The following is a 16,330-nucleotide window of genomic DNA, read 5'->3' on the forward strand; positions in this document are numbered from 1 at the left end:
TCCGGACCGACGCCCGATCAACCGAGGTCGGGCGCCGACTGATGGAGATTCCCGGCGTGGGCCCGCTGCTGGCCAGCGACTTGGTTGTCAAGCAAACCGGGAACTTCGCGCTTGTCAGCCTCTACTCGGCCACCGAAAGCTCGAGAGCACGGTTCGGCACTTGGGCATTGAGGTAGACGACGCCTTGGAGATTTCAGAGCAGATCGACCTGTGCCGTCATGCCGGGCTCGCAAGCGGGCCGCCACACGTCTGCTAGGGGTGGAAAACGGACGTTGGCTATTGCGTATTCCGAAGTGGCCTCATCCTTTATCGACTCCCGACAAGTCGTCAGCGCGTAACCCCTTGGGACAGACTCATGGAAAACGCCGAAAAGCAGTTGGTCGAGTTCATAGTGGCGGCCTATGGTCTCAAATCTTCAAAGTTGGGGCTACGGTTCGACCGCGTCGTTGAAACGGTTCTCGCGCGACTGCGGACTTTCACTAACACTTTGGCGCCGCGCGACACGACGGTCCTCGTAGCTATCACCGCCCCGATCCTCCTGCCAGCAAGAACGGTCCACGACCTGCAGCGTGACATCCAGGACTTGCTTTCGAGCCCCGCCCTTGGCGTTGACCGGGTCGCGATCGTGCGCGGCAATCCCGTCCGGCTCCGGCGTGTCGCAAACGCTCCGAAATCTGCGCCGAGGCTGATCGGCTTTGTGCATAATGGCGGGACGACCGCCGAGGTTCTGTTCGATCTCGCCGAGCAATGGTTGCTGAGTTCAGCCCGCGCCGGGGACCCCGAGGCTGGCGTGACGCTTACGGCCCCCGAAACCGATCCTTCTAGCGCCAGATAAGTCGAGAAGCGAAGTTCACTTAAGGGTGCTTAGCGGACGGTCTAACGTTTGATTTCGATGCGGAGAGCCCGGAACGGCTCGGAACCGCCGTTATGGATCGCATGGGGGCCTTCCGGCGGAAACCATAGCGCTTGAGGTGGCGGCCCCTCTGGAAGTTGAACACGGCGAACCTCAACCAGAGTCCCGTCTCGCATTTCGTAGATGATATCCATGAGCGGTTGAGCATGCTCGATGTGCATCACGCTCGGCCACTGGTGAACATGCGGCGGCTCGGTTTCGCCGGGCATGACCGTGACCTGCAAAACGCGCACATTGTCGTTCTCAAGGACAACCACATGGGTCGCCGGAGCCGCTGTAACGGCGTCCAGCGGGTCTGTCGGAGCCAAAATCGCTAAAGTCAGCGTTAGACCGATCATGGCTCACTCCTGGATATCGCTGGACTGTAAGGTGCTTGTTGATTTCAGCAAGTGTCCTCAGCGGGTGGACGTCTATCGGTCGCTGTCGCCATCGCACTCGTTCTTTGCGATTGTGTCGCCCGAGCGCTCTCAATCGCTCTTCCTTCGTCATAGTGAGTGATTGACTGTTCAGCTACGCGACGACGAAACGGATCCCCTAGCATATCCGAAAGGGCGACAAGGCGGTCCCTAACTCGCCAAGACGAATGTCTGAGAAGGGTCGGTCGTGTCTGAGGATTATGAGGACTCCGCGCGGCCGCTTGGACGCCAAGCCCGGCGAAGACTCCGGCCGCGATCCTTCCGCAGCCGTGGAACCCAGGACCATCGCAGTATCAACGCGCGGCGGCGGTCTTATAGCCTCGACGGATCTGTCGCTCCCCTGAGCAGGTCGCCGGGAGCGAGCCGGCTGCGCGACGGTTCAAGACGGCGTTGAGAGCTCAGGCCGCGGGTCGGCCTCGGCCAACTCGGCTGTAGCGGCGCTCGGCATCTCCGAGGCGATGAAGCCAAGAGGTCCGACACTGTTCGCCAGGCGTCGCCCTGCCGCAGCGTGCAGATAGACCCCCCATTGGGCCGCCTGTAGCGGAGAAGCGCCCCGCGCCAGGATTCCACCGATCAGCCCGGCCAGGACGTCGCCCGATCCGGAGGTCGCCAGGCCTGCGACGCCGCCTTCGTGCCGCCAGGCTGAGCCGGACGGGGTCGCGACGAACGTGACGGCGCCTTTCATGACGACGACGGATTGCAGCCGGCGCGCCGCCTCACGCGCCATGCCGAGGGGTTCGGCCAGAACCGCCCCCATCGGCACGTCCAGCAGCCGCGCCATCTCGCCGGCGTGCGGCGTAAGGACGGCGCGACCCTGGGCCAGCCGAGCGAAGCGTGAGGCCTCCTCAGGATGCGGCAGGGCCGCGGCGTCAACAACCAGAGGCAGCGACGGCCACGCCTGCATCAGCCGGCGGGCGAACCGCCGCGGCGTTTTCCGCGCGGCCATCCCGGGACCGATCACCACGGCGCTGGCGTTTGCGGCGAGGGGCTTGAAGCGGTCCAGTGACGGCAGGGCGATCTCCAGTCGCCGGGTCTCTGCGGCCTGTAGCATGCCCGCCTCCGGCAGGACGGCGCCCAGGGGGCCGAGGAACCGTTTCGTCGACAGGACCTGGAGCTTGCCGGCGCCGGCGCCCAGGGCCGCCCGACCCACGAGCACCGGGGCGCCCGGAACGCCGGCGCCGCCGGCTATGACCAGGACCGCGCCGCGCTCCTCCTTGTCGCTGCGAGGCGACAGCCGCGGCAGCGGCGTGTCGGCGATCAGGGCGGCGTCCAGCGGGGCGGCGCTCATCGAACCGCCACCGCCGCGTCCGGCGCCGAGGTCACGGCGGCGCCGGTCTCCTGGAGCGGCGCCGTGAAGTTATACCGGACAAGCTCCATTCGAGCGCCGTCGGCCGCCTGGCGATACTCGGTGACGCCGCAGTTGACCACGTCCCCGCGGGCGTCGATCGCAAGCACCTCGGCTTCGTCCATCTGCTCCAGCAGGTAGCGAAGACAGAGGACGACGACCTGGTGGCCGATGATCAGAACCCGCTTGTCGGCATGATGCAGACTGAGCGTGTCGAGAGCGCTGCGCAGCCGCAGGATGACGTCGCACCAGCTCTCGCCGCCAGGCGGTCTATGATAGAATTTGCCGAGCAGCCGCCGGGCAACGGCCTGGTCGGGGAACAGCTGGGCGACGCCAGTGGAGGTCAGACGGTCCAGAACGCCGAACTCGCGTTCGCGCAGCCGCTCGTCTTCGCAGAGAGAAGGCGTGGGTTCGGACAATCCGCCCGCGGCCCGGACGGCCTCCGCCGTCTCCCGGGCCCGACGGTATGGCGACGCGAGGACGACTTCGGGGCGTTCGTCAGCAGGAAGGCCCGCGAACCATAGGCCCAGGGCGTGGGCCTGGACGCGTCCCTGGTCGCTCAGAGGCACGTCGGCGTCGCGCATTTCAAGCTGGATGCGATCATGTCCCGCGGCATGGGCGGCGTCGAGCGCGACATTGCCGGCGCTTTGACCATGACGCACCAGCCAGAGCGCGGCGGGCCAGCGAGAGCGGGAGGCGGTAATGCTCATGACGTCTTTCTGAGAGGGAAACGGAAGCCGGACCGCGCGCGGTTTGCGCGATGCGCGGTGTGGAGGAACCCGCGACCCTGAGCCGGGCCGCCGCCCGGCGACGGGAACGCGGTGAGCGGCCGCTGGCCGATGCAGAGGACGGCCGGCTCATGCGGGCGCTCCGCGCTCGAGGGGGGCCTCCGCTCCCGTCATCCTCGGGTCGGGCTGCTTTTCCTGGTTCCTGAGAAATCCGGTCAGCGCCGCACCCAGATAGACGAGGGCCAGCAGAAGCAGGAGCAGGCCGACGAAGCGGAGCAGACGCCGAGGATTCCGCAGGACGGCGGGCTTGTCGGCGGGTTTCATGGATGTCGGTCCTCGTGCAGCGTCCTGGCCTCGAACAAGTCCGCTGGAACGATGACTGTTCCCGAGAAAGACGATCGGTCTCCTGGGAGACTCGTGGCGGCGCCCGCCCTTCGCGTCCGGCCGGCGGATGGGCGTTCCGGCGGGCGCGGCGGCCGCCGATCCGCAAGCCGCGGTTTTCGCGGCGATCACGCCGCGCTGCCGAGGGTGAAGGCGGCGAGAGCATCCTGGCGTCCCGGCGGTCGACCGTTCGCGGGCTAGGGGCGTCCCGCCCTGGTCGCCGGCCTGGCCATGAGGCGCGGCGACGGGCCTGGGTTCAAGGGACTTCCGCTGGGGCGGGACGATCGACAGGACGACCATGCGGCCGTCGACAGGAAATCGCTGATTATCCGCCGCGCAGCCAGGCGAATGGCGCAGCGCCGGGGCCTTGGGGATCCGCCTCCTCGGCCGCATGGCTCAGGCGCGATGTGCTCGCCGTGCGGACCCCTTGCATCCAACCGAACGGCGGCCCTCGGCTGTGAGCCGAAGGCCGCTTTCGAGTATTTCCGGCGCCGGTCAGGCTGCGGTTTTCCACGTCGGCTCGAGCGCCATGTGCGGCGGGCAGGGGGCTACGGCCTGGACGGGCAGGCCGCCCAGTTCATTGGCGTAACCATGGTTGACGTCCCGATGGTGCGCTTCGTCGGCCCGCACCACCAGCACTACGTCGCGCAGGGTGGCGTCGTCCGCCAGACCCCAGTAGCGTTTGGCGATCTCCGGGGCCGCGACGTTGGGGCTGCGACCCTCGTCGATCTCGGCGAGATAATGAGTATAGCTGATCACGGCTTCCTCCTCGAAGTAGCCGACTACGCGGTGAGCCGTCTTCGAGGAAACCAGGTAGAGGGCGAAGAAGAACAGATAGAAGACCCACTGTACGGAGACGATCACGAAGCGTTCGAACAGGGTCGGCTTGGCGACCTCGATGAAGGTCATCAGATGCATGCGTTCGTTCTCGGCCTCATCCATCAAGGTCTTGATCCAGCCCCGGTCGTCGCACATGCGCCGCAGGCAGCTGAGGTGATTGATGGTGGCGCCGACCATGCCGGGCACGGCCGCGACGGTCTCCAGGACGACAGCGCGGTGGCCGTAGCGCTTGGCGAAGAAGGTGTCGGCGCACCAGCGCAGCAGCTTGGTGAAACCGAAGGCGACGCGGTCCGAGAGGCCCTTGGGCTGGTGGTGGATGGAGAGATCGACGAGGGGGGCGCTCATGGCCTGTTCCTTCAGGTGCCAGCCGGTCCATCCGGCTGGCGATGACGGCGGTGTAGAACCCCTCCCGGCATCCCGATATTTCGGTTTTGACCCTAGGGGGAATTGCGGAGGCGCGAGCGGTGGCCAGAGGGGGTAAGGAGAGAACCATGCGCGTCTTCCGATCGCCGATCACCTCGCCGTCGGCCCTGATCCGACCGCACTCGCCCTGGATTGCGGCGGGAGCGGCGTTGCTGGTCGCCGGCGTTGCAGTCTTGGTGCGGCTGAACCTGTCGGAGGCGCTGGACGAGCAGGCCTCCTTCCTGATCTTCGTGCCGGCCGTCGTCGTGGGCGCGGCGTTCGGGGGCGCGGGGCCGGGTGTCTTCGCAACCCTGCTTGGGCTGTCCAGCGGTTTGCTGCTGGCGAGGGGCGGGCAGGCTCCCTGGTTGGAAACAGGCCTCTTTGTGATCGTCTGCGCCGCCGTGACCTTGGGCGGCGAATGGTTCCAGCGGGTCCACCGTGAGCTCTCCGGTCGCGAGACCCATCTGCGGCTCATCCTCAACACCGTTCCTGACGCTATGATCCTCATCGATGAGGGCGGAACCATGCGGGCCTTCAGCCCAGCGGCGGAACGCCTGTTCGGCTGGGCGGCGGAGGAGGCCGTCGGGCGGAACGTCAGCATGCTCATGCCGTCCCCTCATCGTGAGGCCCATGACAGCTACCTTGAGCGGTACGAACGCACGAAAGAACGGCGGATCATCGGCCTGGGGCGGGTCGTGGTGGGGGAGCGGCGCGACGGCTCGACCTTCCCGATGGAGCTGGCGGTCGGAGAGATGCGGACCGCCGAGGGACGATTCTTCACCGGTTTCGTGCGCGACCTGACCGAGCGCCAACAGGCCGAGGCGCGGCTTCAGGAACTTCAGGCCGATCTCGTCCGGGTGTCACGCCTGACAGCGCTCGGGGAGATGGCGTCGGCTCTGGCGCATGAGCTGAACCAGCCGCTGACAGCCATCTCCAACTATCTGAAGGGCTCGCGACGCCTGCTCGCTGGCGACACGGTTTCCCTTGCGCGTGTCGGCGACGCCGTCGACCGCGCCGCCGAACAAGCTCTGCGGGCCGGCGTCATCATCCGTCGTTTGCGCGATTTCGTCGCGCGGGGCGATACAGAACGACGTATCGAGGACCTGCCCAAGCTGGTGGAGGAAGCCTGCGCTCTCGCCTTGGTCGGCGTGCGCGAACACGGGGTCCGCGTCCGCATTGATATTGATCCTGCCGCAGGATGGGTGGTCGCCGACAAGGTGCAGGTGCAGCAGGTGCTGCTGAACCTGATAAGAAACGCCGTGGATGTGATGGAGGAGGCCTCGGTCAGACACCTCGGCGTCACGGTTGTCCCTGTCGACGAAGAGCGGGTGCGCATCACGGTGTCGGACACCGGCGCCGGTATTTCCCCCGGGGTGGCGGATCAACTATTCCAGCCGTTCGTGACGACCAAGCGCACGGGTATGGGCGTGGGCCTGTCGATCTCGCGCACCATCATTGAGGCGCACGGCGGCCGGATCTGGTTTGACTCCAATGAAGCCGGCGGGACGAACTTCCATTTCACGCTGCAGCGCTCCCGCCCTGAAGAGGATTCCGCCGATGACGAATGATATCGTGGTCCATGTGATCGACGATGACGCCGCCGTGCGGGACTCGCTCGCCTTCCTGCTGGAGACTGCAGATCTGAACGTCTGCACCTACGAATCCGCTATCGGTTTCCTTGCTACGCCCGACCGGGCGGTCGGCTGCATCATTACCGATGTGCGGATGCCCGAGATGACGGGCATGGAACTCGCGCGTCGCCTCCATGAAGCGGGATCCCGCGAACCGGTGATCATCATCACCGGTCATGCCGATCTCCACTTGGCGATCGAGGCGATCCAGGCGGGCGTAGCCGATTTCATCGAAAAGCCCTTTGATGATGAGCTATTGCTGGCGTCGATCCGGCGGGTTGTCGCCAAGGCGGGCGAGGCGGCCCTGGTGGAAGTCGAACGTCGGGAGATCGCTGCGCGCTTCGACAGCCTTTCCGGTCGTGAGCGAGACGTATTGAAAGGCTTGGTCGAAGGCCGCGCCAATAAGGTCATCGCCTATGACCTGAATATCAGCCCTCGCACCGTCGAGGTGTATCGGGCCAACCTCATGAGCAAGATGCAGGCAGGAAGTTTGTCAGAACTTGTTCGGATGACCCTGACCCTGCAGTCGTCCGCCTAGAGGTGGGGGCGCGGCTGTCAGGCGCGCCGACGCACGGCGAGCCTGACAGCCGTCGCCAAAGCCAGGCCTTTAGCTATGGCGATGCTTCAGGCTGCTGACCGCGTCATGGTCGGCCTTGATGGTGGCATACTCGGCGGAGATGCGTTGACGCAGCGTTTCGGGGAAGGATGCATCCTTTGCCGCCTCTTCGAAACGCGCCTTGATGACGTCTTCTCCGCGTTCGACCTCGGCGATCACGCCGCTGTCGTCGCGCCCCATCAGCTCACCCCTGAGTTCAGCGAACTTGTTGTGGATGCGGCCCAGCAGCGACTGATCATCTTCCGGTTCACCGCCCAGGTTCCGCACGTCAGCCTGAAGCCGGCGTCCGAGCTCTTCGCGCTGGTTGGCGCGATCTCTGAACATGCTCTTCAACTCGGGATTGCTGGCGCCCTCCGCGGCGTGACGATAGCCATGGACGCTGTCCAATGTGGTCTCGATCAGATCATTCAAGGCTTTGACGGCGCGTTCGTTGTCGGCGTGCATGGAGGCGGTGTCCTTTACAAAACGGGAAGATAGAACCTCCCATGTCGCGTCGTGTTCCGTGAGGCCTCGAGCCTACGACGTTGCTCCTGCACCTACCGTCATCTCCAGTCTTGGGAGGGAGCGTCCGCGCCTTCGGGCACGAGGTCTAGGATGGTCTCTATTTTTGCATCTGGCTCCTCTGGACGAGGAGGCTGGCGAAGGACCGTTCAGGAAGTCTTCGCAAAGCTTGAACTAGCTTCCACGGGGGGGAAGCATGTTTCCAAGTCTGACTGAAAGTTATTTTGCGGCGGTCGCCGAAGCGAGCCCGGATGTCATGCGCATTCTGGAGCTTGACGGTACGGTCGAGTTTATGAATGCGCGAGGGCTCGCCCTTCTCGAGATCGACCGGTTCGACGCCAACCGTCACAGACGCTGGTCGGACCTGTGGCCCGAAGCCACGCGCCCGGAATTGCTGGCTTCGCTGGAGATCGCCATCGTCGGCGGTATCGGTCGGTTTCGCGGTTTCTGTCCGACCGCCAAGGGCAAGCCTCGCTGGTGGGACAGCGTGGTCTCGCCTATCCGGGATGATGCCGGTCATGTGGTCCGTCTGCTGGCCAGCTCACGCGATGTCACCGCCGAGGTGCGACGAGAAGAAAGGCTTCGCAAGGCCGCGCTGAGAATTCGCCGAGCCAAGGCCGACAAGGCGCGTTCTCTGGATCACCTTCGCGCCGCGGTGGACGCCATGCCTGGAGGCATAGCTTTTTTTGATGCTGATGATCGTTTGACCATGTGCAACGCGGCTTATGAGGCCGCGTGCGTGCGGGTCGGCGGTGACGAGATCCGCGTCGGGCGTACCTACAGGCAGCTGTTGCAGCGATCTCTCTCGCTGGACCTGTTTCCGGAAGCGCTCGGTCGTGAGGGCGAATGGCTGGAGACGAACCTCGCCGCTCGCCAAAGAGGAGAAGCGAGAGAGCAGATGTTCTCCGACGGCCGCTGGTACAGATATGAAGATTGCAGGCTGCCAGACGGCGGATTGATCTCCGCAGCGTTCGATATCACTGCCCTCAAAGGGCGCGAGCGAGACATGGCGGCTCAGGCGGTGGTCCTGGCCGAAGCCAAGGCTGCGGCTGAGTCGGCGAGCGAGGCGAAAAGCGTTTTTCTCGCCAACATGAGCCATGAGATACGAACGCCTTTGAACGGCATACTGGCGATGGCCGATCTCCTATGCGGAAAACCGCTGGCCCCGGATGCGGCCGAGATGGCCAGCGTGGTGCGCGAATCGGCTCTGATGCTGGATCATCTGCTGTCCGATATTCTAGACCTCGCCCGAATTGAATCAGGGGACGCGGTCCTCGACCTGGGGGTATTCGATCTACGGAAGGCGCTCGAAAACGTGATCGCCCTGGCGCGGCCGAGGGCTGCGGAGAAAGGTCTCGAGCTCACGCTTGCGATCGGTGCGAGGCTCGATCAGCCTGTTTCGGGGGACGTCAATCGGCTAAAGCAGCTGCTGAACAATCTGCTGTCCAACGCCGTCAAATTCACCCATGAGGGTTCGATCAGCCTGACGGCGAGCCGGCAGGACGGAGGGACAGTGAGGTTCACGGTCGAGGACACGGGCGTCGGCTTCGATCCCGCCGACAAGTCCCGTCTCTTCCGGCGGTTCGAACAGATGGATCCCAGCATCACCAGGCGTTATGGCGGGAGCGGTCTTGGACTGGCGATCTGTCATCAGCTTGCCGTCCTGATGGAAGGGACGCTCGATTGCGACGCCTCTCCAGGCCGCGGCGCCCGTTTCTGGGCGACCGTTCCTTTGGAACAGGCGAACGAGCCGGACCAAGCCGCCGGGTGGTCAGGCCCCTCAGCTCTGTCTTCTCTGCGGGTTTTGGCCGCCGACGACCATCCCGCCAATCGCAAGATTGTCGAGATGATCATGGGGAGCGCCGGCGCCGAAACCCATCTGGTGACGAACGGAGCCGAAGCGGTCGCCGCCTGCCGGTCTATGGCCTTCGATCTCGTGCTCATGGATATCCAGATGCCGGTGCTTGACGGTCTGTCTGCGGTTCGCGAAATACGGGCTTGGGAGCGAGCCGCCGGGCGATGGCCGGTTCCCATCCTGATGCTGTCAGCCAACGTCCAGGAGGAATATGTCGATGAGGCTGCGGCGTCCGGCGCCGACGGACATGTGGGAAAGCCTGTGACCGCAGACCGTCTTCTGTCTGAGATCGCTCAGGTGCTGGACCATCATCACGGGGACGTGCGCCTTGCGGCAAGCGGCGGGTGAGGCGGTCGAAGCTCCCCCGCGAACAAAGAGGAGAAACGCCGGACTGGCGGGTGGTCCTGCGAAGCTTGAACGCTGAAGCCTGATTGCTGTACCCGACCTGACGCAGCGCTGCGCGCACCGCCCCCAAGCCGTCTTCAGGCGTCGAAGAGGGGGGCGTGCACGGCTCCGAGGAACCCAAGGCCAAGCTTGCGGTTCTGGTTATGGGCCGCTGAGGGGGGCGAAACAGCCGTGCGCAGACGCTTGACGATACTAGTTCTCAGCGTAGCCGTTCCTGCGGCGGCGGCGCTGGGCTTGCTCGTCGGCTTCAATGTCCTTGAAGCCCGTCGGGCTCACGAAGGCGCCCTTCTGGCGACGGCCCGGGCGGTGTCGACGGCCATCGACATGGACCTGGTGCGGAAGCTCGACGCCGTCGACACCATCGCTTCTTCTGACGCCCTGATCGCCAAGGACTGGGCAAGACTGCGTGAGAGGGCGGCGCGCCTCGAGCTGGGGGAGGGCGGGGGGCTGTGGGTGACCGGTTCCGACAAGGCCCGGGCTATCATCATGCCTGACCAGTCGGGGAGGGGCGACCTGACCGCTCCGACGGATATCTGGCCGGACTCTGAGTCCCGGAACGCCTCGGAGGGCCCGGCGCGAGTGTCCAATCTGCATTTAGACCCCCGATCGGAGGTCCCGGTAATTTCGGTTGGTTCCAGCCCCGTGCTCCAGCAAACGGGCCGTGCGGCTGTCCTGACTATTCCTGCGTCTGGCTTCCGGGACGTGATCAACCGCCAGCCGGCTGCAGCTTCGGCCCTCGTGACGCTCGTCGACGCCCGCCGTCGCGTGATCGCCAGATCACGCGATCACGAACTTTATGTCGGGGCGTCCGCGACGCCGGCCATGATCGCCGCCATGGCGGCCGCGCCTGACGGCGTGGTCGCGAGCCGGTCCCTCGATGGCGATCGAACGGTCGTGGCCTACAGCCGATCGGAAATCTCGGGCTGGACGACCATGGTCGTGGTTCCGCGCTGGTCCCTTGAAGCGCCTCTCTGGACAAACATCCTCGGTGTCGGCGCGGTGTTCCTTCTACTGGCCGGACTGAGCTTCGTGGCGGTGCGCAACCAGTCCGACGCCATCTCGCACGAGTTGGAGGCCTTGGAACAGGATGCGGCTGCGGTGGGACGGGGCGTGATCGTGACCCCTCGGCCAGGCCGCATTGCAAGCCTAGCCAAGGTCCAGACGGTCCTCAGCTGCGCGTCAGCCGAACTGGAGCGCCGTGACGAGCGGCAGACCCTTCTGATCAATGAGCTGAACCACCGGGTCAAAAACACCTTGGCGACCGTACAGGCCGTGGCGGCCCAGACCTTCAGGGGCGCCGAGCAGGAGGCTCTCCGAAAGTTCGACCAAAGGCTCGTCGCCCTCGGTCGGGCCCATGATCTGCTGACGCATGCGGTCTGGACCGAGGTCGAGATGAAGGATGTGATCGAACGTTGCGCGGAAAACCATGAAGGCCGTATTCGAGCGAGCGGCCCCTCCGTCATGTTGCCTCCCGAGGCCGCCCTGGCGCTCTACATGTGTCTCCATGAGCTCACGACCAACAGTCTAAAATACGGTGCGCTCGTCTCGGAAACCGGGAGCATAGAGGTTGAGTGGTCGCGCCAGGAGGAGGGCGACATCCAATTCTTTTGGCGAGAAGAGGGCGGGCCTCTCGTGAGCGCGCCGACACGCGAAGGTTTCGGGACGAAGCTGATGGACAGACTGGCGCGCCATGAACTGAACGGCAGGCTGGAGAGAGAATACATGCCGTCGGGTCTGGTCGCGCGGGGAAGATTCCGGCTTCCCCCCAAGAGCCGGTTTCGCTCTGACATGTAGGAACGCGTCTCGCGTTGAGACACGACCCGATATCTAACGTCCTAACCTATGTTGCAGACAGGTTGGCGCTTAGGTGCTCTGCCTGACGCGCCCCTCCCCGGGTCCAGGCATGGCTTGTTCGAGTAGTGCCGGGCGTCTGCAGCAGGAGAGGCGACCTTATGGCTACGGCGACGATTCTTCGGTGTCAGCGGAGAGATCCCAAGGGCGAAGTCCGGGTTTGGTACGAATACGCCCCGATTATCGACGGCCGCCCGCGGCGGCGACCCAACCACATGATGGGCTCGGCTGAAAGCGCCGCCGATCTGGCTCGACGTGACGGGTTCAGCCTCGACGACGCAATGCTGGATGTTCAGCTTTGACGCGGGAACGCCAGCGTTTGCGACGCGGCCTGCTGATCGTCATGGTTCTGGCGACGACAGTCTACATAGGGGTGAGCGCAAGCGTTCTGGTATGGGGCTTGAAAGCCGTTTTTTGACGCGAACCGGACGGCTTTGACGCCCGCTGAACGACGCGCCAGAGACGCGCCTTTTCATGAGGCATGAAGGACGAACCTGTCAGCACGGGTCGATTGGGGACGGGGAGGCGCAACGGGGACACAGCCGCGTGATCCATGACGCATGCCGAGGAGCGCGGCCTCCCATCGCTTTCCGACAGGGCCGATATCCCTGCTATAGGCGGCGCGTCGAGGGACCGGCGCGGGATGTCGGTCCGGCTGCAACGAGTCCTCCCATGACCATTCCCGCAGATCTGACAGACGCCCAGCCGGTCCCCAGTGGGGCGACCTCGCCGCGTTTTCTGATCAAGATCGTCGGCGCCGTGGCCTTCGCCCACCTGCTCAACGACCTGATCCAGGCCGTCCTGCCGGCCATCTATCCGATGCTGAAGACCAGGTTCGCCCTGAGCTTCACCCAGATCGGCCTGGTCGCGCTCGTCTATCAGTTCACGGCCTCCCTGCTTCAGCCCTGGATCGGCTTTTATACCGACAAGCATCCCAAGCCCTATCTGCTCCCCTGCGGGATGTTCGCCACCCTGATCGGCATCGGTCTGCTGGCGACCGCGGGCAGCTTCGCCATGCTTCTCGTCGCCTCGGCGGTGATCGGCGTGGGGTCGGCCACCTTCCACCCGGAGGCCTCGCGTGTGGCCCGTCTCGCCTCGGGCGGACGGTTCGGCACGGCGCAATCGACCTTCCAGGTCGGGGGCAACACCGGTTCCGCCATCGGCCCCCTGGTGGCCTCGCTGATCATCCTGCCTCTAGGCCTCACCGCCTTTGGATGGCTAGCGATCGCTGCGGTCACGGCGATCTGGGTGCTTTTCGGCGTGACCCGTTGGCGTGTGCGCAACCCTCATGCCATGGTGGCGGCCAAGGCCTCCAGCGAAGGTCCGCGGTTGAGCCGGGGCAGGATTGCGGGCGCCCTGACGGTCATCGCTGGGCTGATGTTCGCCAAATTCATCTACATCGGCGCTTTCACCAACTACTATACCTTCTACCTCATCGAGCGCTTCGCCCTCTCGGTGGAGGATTCCCAGTTCCACCTGTTCGCCTTCCTCGCCGCAGTCGCGGCGGGAACCTTCGCTGGCGGTCCCATCGGCGATCGTATCGGCCGCAAGGCCGTCATCTGGCTGTCCTTCCTCGGCGCCGCGCCCTTCGCCCTGATGCTGCCCTACGTCGATCTCGGTTGGACGACCGTGTTCTCCATCGCCATCGGCTTCATCATGTCGTCCGCCTTCGCGGCTCTGGTCGTCTATGCGCAGGAGCTCGTCCCCGGTCGCGTCGGCCTGGTGTCGGGCCTCATGTTCGGCCTGATGTTCGGCGTCGGCGGCGTCGGCGCGGCGGGCCTCGGCCTGCTCGCGGACGTCAATGGCGTCGTATGGGTGTACAAGCTCTGCGCCGTATTGCCCCTTCTAGGCCTTATCACGGCTCTGCTTCCTGACTTCAAGAAGCGGACGGCGGGATAGCGTCCATCCTTCGGGCGGTTGGCTGCGAGCGCGGGCTCGGGCGTACCCGCGAGGCACGGATCAACGGACCTCCTATCGATCCGTTCGCTGATGACGTCTGGCGTTCGAGGCGGCCGTTGGCGGAGCGTCCCTGCCTCTGAGGAAGGCTTCGTCGCAATCGTGGACGGAGGCGGGGGACGTTCCACGCCTCCGCATGCCTGGACTAATTGCCAGGCTGAGGGGTCGTGGACGTAATGACAGCCGTGGTGTCCGCCTGTGACGGGGTCACCACGGCCCGACGCTCGATCACGACGGGCCCCGAGGCGCGCGCTTCTGCGACACGGGCTTCAGCCTCGGCGCGGATCGCTTCAGCGCGAGCCGTCGCGCTTTGAGCCTGAGCGATGGCGACGCTGTCGCGGGCGCTGCTGATCTGGTTCTGGACTAGGGCGGCCTCCGCCGTCTGTCTCGCACTGTCGGCGGCGGCCTCGGCCTGTGCGGCGCGGAACTCAGCCTCGGTCGGTCCTGCGGCGGGGCGTGTCAGGAAGTAGACGAGGCCGAAGACAGCTGCGGCCAGAAGGAGACCCACCACCCACCAAAGGGCTGTGTTGCGTTCCCGTTCGACGATGACGGTCTCGGGCGCGCGGCGGATCTCACCGCCGATGGGGTTAATCACATTCGGCTCATCGCGGTTGAAATCGGCCATGGCTCTTCCTCGTCGTTGCTTCGGTCAAATCCTCTGGCGTGGGCTATGGTTCCGGTTGTCGATCCGAAGGCCGTGTGCTTCGCGCGTATCGCACAGGTCAGACTCCGGCTTTCGCTTGCAACCGATGACCGGCCGAGTGGACAAGAGCGTCCGGATGGAGGCGGCCCGCCCAGGCGCGTGTATACTTCGGGCCGGGTTGGGGAACTGGAGCGGGTGAAAAACCGTTCCGGCCTATAGCGCCGGTCGTGTCGATCGACGGCTCGACTATCAGCGCTGCTCGACCTATCGAGTGGAACCCGTCCTTGCCCCTCGCGCCCCGCGAGGGGCTTTTTCATCAGTGGCCGAAGGCGTCTTGGTCAAGATCCATGACTGCCTTTTCCTGCAGGGAGGCGGCGACCTCACGCGCAAAGGCGCGGTGGGCTTGCTCCTTGTCGAACATCACCCGCTCGGAGGCCTGCCGGCTATTGGTTAGCCTGTAGAAGGTTTCGGTCTTCTGCCGCGCAGCCGGGCGCTTGATACGTTCCAGCTTCACACCTGCCTGGGCTCTCACCAGTTTCTTCATGGCCGCCTCCTGTTCGGGATTCAGACCAGGAGGTCGGCTTTGGTTCCGACCATGGCGTTTTGCGTGCGTCGCGCCCGACGCGACGCCGATTTAACGGATGTCCGCTACGATCCCGGCGGGGAGGGCGGCCATCGCCCCGCGAGCCCCTCGGCCGCAAACGACGAGGATCGCGACGGCGCGTCAGGCAGCCGGTAGACGGGATGTGGCGGTCTCAACCACGTCCTCAGACCTCACTATGTCGGCGCCGATCTTTGTGGCGGCGAGCGACGACAGCTTTGCATGACCATGGTCTTGGTGCGCCGTCGGTTCTGCGATCCAGTTGATCGGAGCGTCGCTGTCGTAGCGGGCCTGTTTTCCATCAATTCCGCGCGGAACACTCGCTCGCCGGACGGCCGCGCTGATCAGGAAGGCATACGCTGTCCCTGACCGCGCTGCCGTTCCTGAGGATCGCCTTCCGGGGCGGTGTCTGCCTGCACCTTCGTCAGGTTTCCGTCCTCGTCCGAAAGAAAGTCGACGGCCCGCTTATCGCCGCTCTGGTCCCGGCTGGATTCGCGCGCTGCCTGTTTTTGCAAGCTGTCTTCGCCATGGCCCATGCCGCCCTGGTCGTTTTTTCCTGGCTGGCGACGGGATGGATCCGGATGGGGGTCGGATGCGTCTGTCATGTCGATCTCCTGTGCTGTCGGAGGAATCGAAGCGTCTGGCGCGCATGCTGTTCCGTCGTCCGGTTACACGAAAATGTTGAATGCGCTCAGGGAACGGAGAGGTCATCCAATCTCTCAGACGGTCCGTATCGGCTCAGGCTCAGGACTTGCTCCGGACGCCGTGCACGACCGCAAATGCCGAGTTCCGCTTCATAATGACCCGTACCAATCGCGTATCGGAGCTTCGCCAGCTCCAGCGTAACGCCGAGAATATGGCCCGGCTTTCACCCTTCAAGACGGACCGGGATCGGTTCGGGCGGATCGCCGCTGGATATCGGGAAGAGGCGGACGCCCTGGAGCGGGGAAGCAACCCAGCCCGTTGAGCGGCGCGGTTTCCCGCTGCAGGTTCGGGCGAGCTTCGAGTGGCGTCCCCTCTCAGACGGGATCGGAGAGGGAGCCTGCCGAACCTTCGCCGCTTGCGGCTGCTGCTTTTATTCCCCCTAGGCTGGCACCAGCGCCGCGGACGCCCACTCACACCAGACACGAGGTCTTTCGGCCCAGTGAGGCCGATCGGCCGTCCACTGCTGCCCCCTCGGCGGGTCCGCGATCAGTCCTATCCGCAACAGGCTAGCGAAACGACGGCGAAAATACCGGTCGAACCC

General features: G+C 64.9%; 16 protein-coding genes and 1 pseudogene. 8 read left to right on the forward strand and 9 right to left on the reverse strand.

Features of this window, described 5'->3' with window-relative positions:
- Window positions 1-80 precede the first annotated feature (80 nt).
- Together B4A39_RS13695 and B4A39_RS13700 are read left to right on the forward strand one after the other, a co-directional pair.
- Window positions 81-256, forward strand: a pseudogene (locus B4A39_RS13695) (hypothetical protein); the annotation flags it as partial.
- Between the two features lie 99 nt (window positions 257-355).
- Entirely contained in the window at window positions 356-835 is a 480-nt protein-coding gene (locus B4A39_RS13700) for a hypothetical protein (RefSeq protein WP_292037068.1), read from the forward strand.
- 41 nt (window positions 836-876) lie between these two features.
- Here B4A39_RS13700 and B4A39_RS13705 read toward each other — a convergent pair whose 3' ends face one another.
- The 5 genes from B4A39_RS13705 to B4A39_RS13725 form a co-directional block, all read right to left on the reverse strand.
- Window positions 877-1,251 carry a hypothetical protein gene (locus B4A39_RS13705; RefSeq protein WP_292037069.1) on the reverse strand — a complete coding sequence of 125 codons (375 nt, stop codon included), beginning with the start codon at window positions 1,249-1,251 and terminating at the stop codon, window positions 877-879.
- A 457-nt stretch (window positions 1,252-1,708) separates the two neighbouring features.
- Window positions 1,709-2,617: an NAD(P)H-hydrate dehydratase gene (locus B4A39_RS13710; RefSeq protein ID WP_292037070.1), complete on the reverse strand. Its 909-nt coding sequence runs from the start codon at window positions 2,615-2,617 to the stop codon at window positions 1,709-1,711.
- Complete coding sequence (locus tag B4A39_RS13715; protein WP_292037071.1) at window positions 2,614-3,384, reverse strand: histidine phosphatase family protein; 771 nt, start codon at window positions 3,382-3,384, stop codon at window positions 2,614-2,616. The genes B4A39_RS13710 and B4A39_RS13715 overlap by 4 nt, the downstream gene beginning before the upstream one ends.
- Before the next feature lie 147 nt (window positions 3,385-3,531).
- Complete coding sequence (locus B4A39_RS13720) at window positions 3,532-3,726, reverse strand: hypothetical protein (protein ID WP_292037072.1); 195 nt, start codon at window positions 3,724-3,726, stop codon at window positions 3,532-3,534.
- A 552-nt stretch (window positions 3,727-4,278) separates the two neighbouring features.
- Window positions 4,279-4,968 carry an alternative oxidase gene (locus B4A39_RS13725; RefSeq protein WP_292037073.1) on the reverse strand — a complete coding sequence of 230 codons (690 nt, stop codon included), beginning with the start codon at window positions 4,966-4,968 and terminating at the stop codon, window positions 4,279-4,281.
- 146 nt (window positions 4,969-5,114) lie between these two features.
- Between B4A39_RS13725 and B4A39_RS13730 the strand changes: the two genes are divergently transcribed.
- A complete protein-coding gene (locus tag B4A39_RS13730; RefSeq protein WP_292037074.1) occupies window positions 5,115-6,593 on the forward strand; it encodes a sensor histidine kinase in 1,479 nt (492 codons plus the stop codon).
- On the forward strand, window positions 6,583-7,194 hold the full coding sequence (gene fixJ / locus B4A39_RS13735; protein ID WP_292037075.1) for a response regulator FixJ: 612 nt from the start codon (window positions 6,583-6,585) through the stop codon (window positions 7,192-7,194). The genes B4A39_RS13730 and fixJ overlap by 11 nt, the downstream gene beginning before the upstream one ends.
- Window positions 7,195-7,263: 69 nt before the next feature.
- Here the strand turns inward: fixJ and B4A39_RS13740 are convergent, their stop codons facing one another.
- Window positions 7,264-7,716, reverse strand: coding sequence for a ferritin-like domain-containing protein (locus B4A39_RS13740; protein WP_292037076.1), 453 nt, complete (start codon window positions 7,714-7,716; stop codon window positions 7,264-7,266).
- A 253-nt stretch (window positions 7,717-7,969) separates the two neighbouring features.
- Here B4A39_RS13740 and B4A39_RS13745 point away from each other — a divergent pair, with 253 nt between their 5' ends.
- The 4 genes from B4A39_RS13745 to B4A39_RS13760 all read left to right on the forward strand — a co-directional run bounded on the left by B4A39_RS13745 (window position 7,970) and on the right by B4A39_RS13760 (window position 13,783).
- Window positions 7,970-9,976: an ATP-binding protein gene (locus B4A39_RS13745; RefSeq protein WP_292037077.1), complete on the forward strand. Its 2,007-nt coding sequence runs from the start codon at window positions 7,970-7,972 to the stop codon at window positions 9,974-9,976.
- Window positions 9,977-10,216: 240 nt separating this feature from the next.
- Window positions 10,217-11,827 (forward strand): sensor histidine kinase, encoded by a 1,611-nt coding sequence (locus B4A39_RS13750; protein ID WP_292037078.1) that lies wholly within the window; start codon window positions 10,217-10,219, stop codon window positions 11,825-11,827.
- 158 nt (window positions 11,828-11,985) lie between these two features.
- Window positions 11,986-12,186: a hypothetical protein gene (locus tag B4A39_RS13755; RefSeq protein ID WP_292037079.1), complete on the forward strand. Its 201-nt coding sequence runs from the start codon at window positions 11,986-11,988 to the stop codon at window positions 12,184-12,186.
- Window positions 12,187-12,556: 370 nt separating this feature from the next.
- The gene (locus B4A39_RS13760) at window positions 12,557-13,783 is read left to right on the forward strand and encodes an MFS transporter (RefSeq protein ID WP_292037080.1); all 1,227 of its coding nucleotides are present in this window, start codon (window positions 12,557-12,559) and stop codon (window positions 13,781-13,783) included.
- A 202-nt stretch (window positions 13,784-13,985) separates the two neighbouring features.
- Here B4A39_RS13760 and B4A39_RS13765 read toward each other — a convergent pair whose 3' ends face one another.
- From B4A39_RS13765 to B4A39_RS13775, 3 genes are all read right to left on the reverse strand, one after another.
- Window positions 13,986-14,465 (reverse strand): hypothetical protein, encoded by a 480-nt coding sequence (locus tag B4A39_RS13765; RefSeq protein WP_292037081.1) that lies wholly within the window; start codon window positions 14,463-14,465, stop codon window positions 13,986-13,988.
- Between the two features lie 334 nt (window positions 14,466-14,799).
- On the reverse strand, window positions 14,800-15,027 hold the full coding sequence (locus B4A39_RS13770) for a hypothetical protein (protein WP_292037082.1): 228 nt from the start codon (window positions 15,025-15,027) through the stop codon (window positions 14,800-14,802).
- Between the two features lie 401 nt (window positions 15,028-15,428).
- On the reverse strand, window positions 15,429-15,689 hold the full coding sequence (locus B4A39_RS13775) for a hypothetical protein (RefSeq protein WP_292037083.1): 261 nt from the start codon (window positions 15,687-15,689) through the stop codon (window positions 15,429-15,431).
- Between the last annotated feature and the right edge of the window lie 641 nt (window positions 15,690-16,330).

The sequence above is a fragment of the Brevundimonas sp. UBA4553 genome, assembly GCF_002387245.1.
Taxonomy (GTDB): domain Bacteria; phylum Pseudomonadota; class Alphaproteobacteria; order Caulobacterales; family Caulobacteraceae; genus Brevundimonas.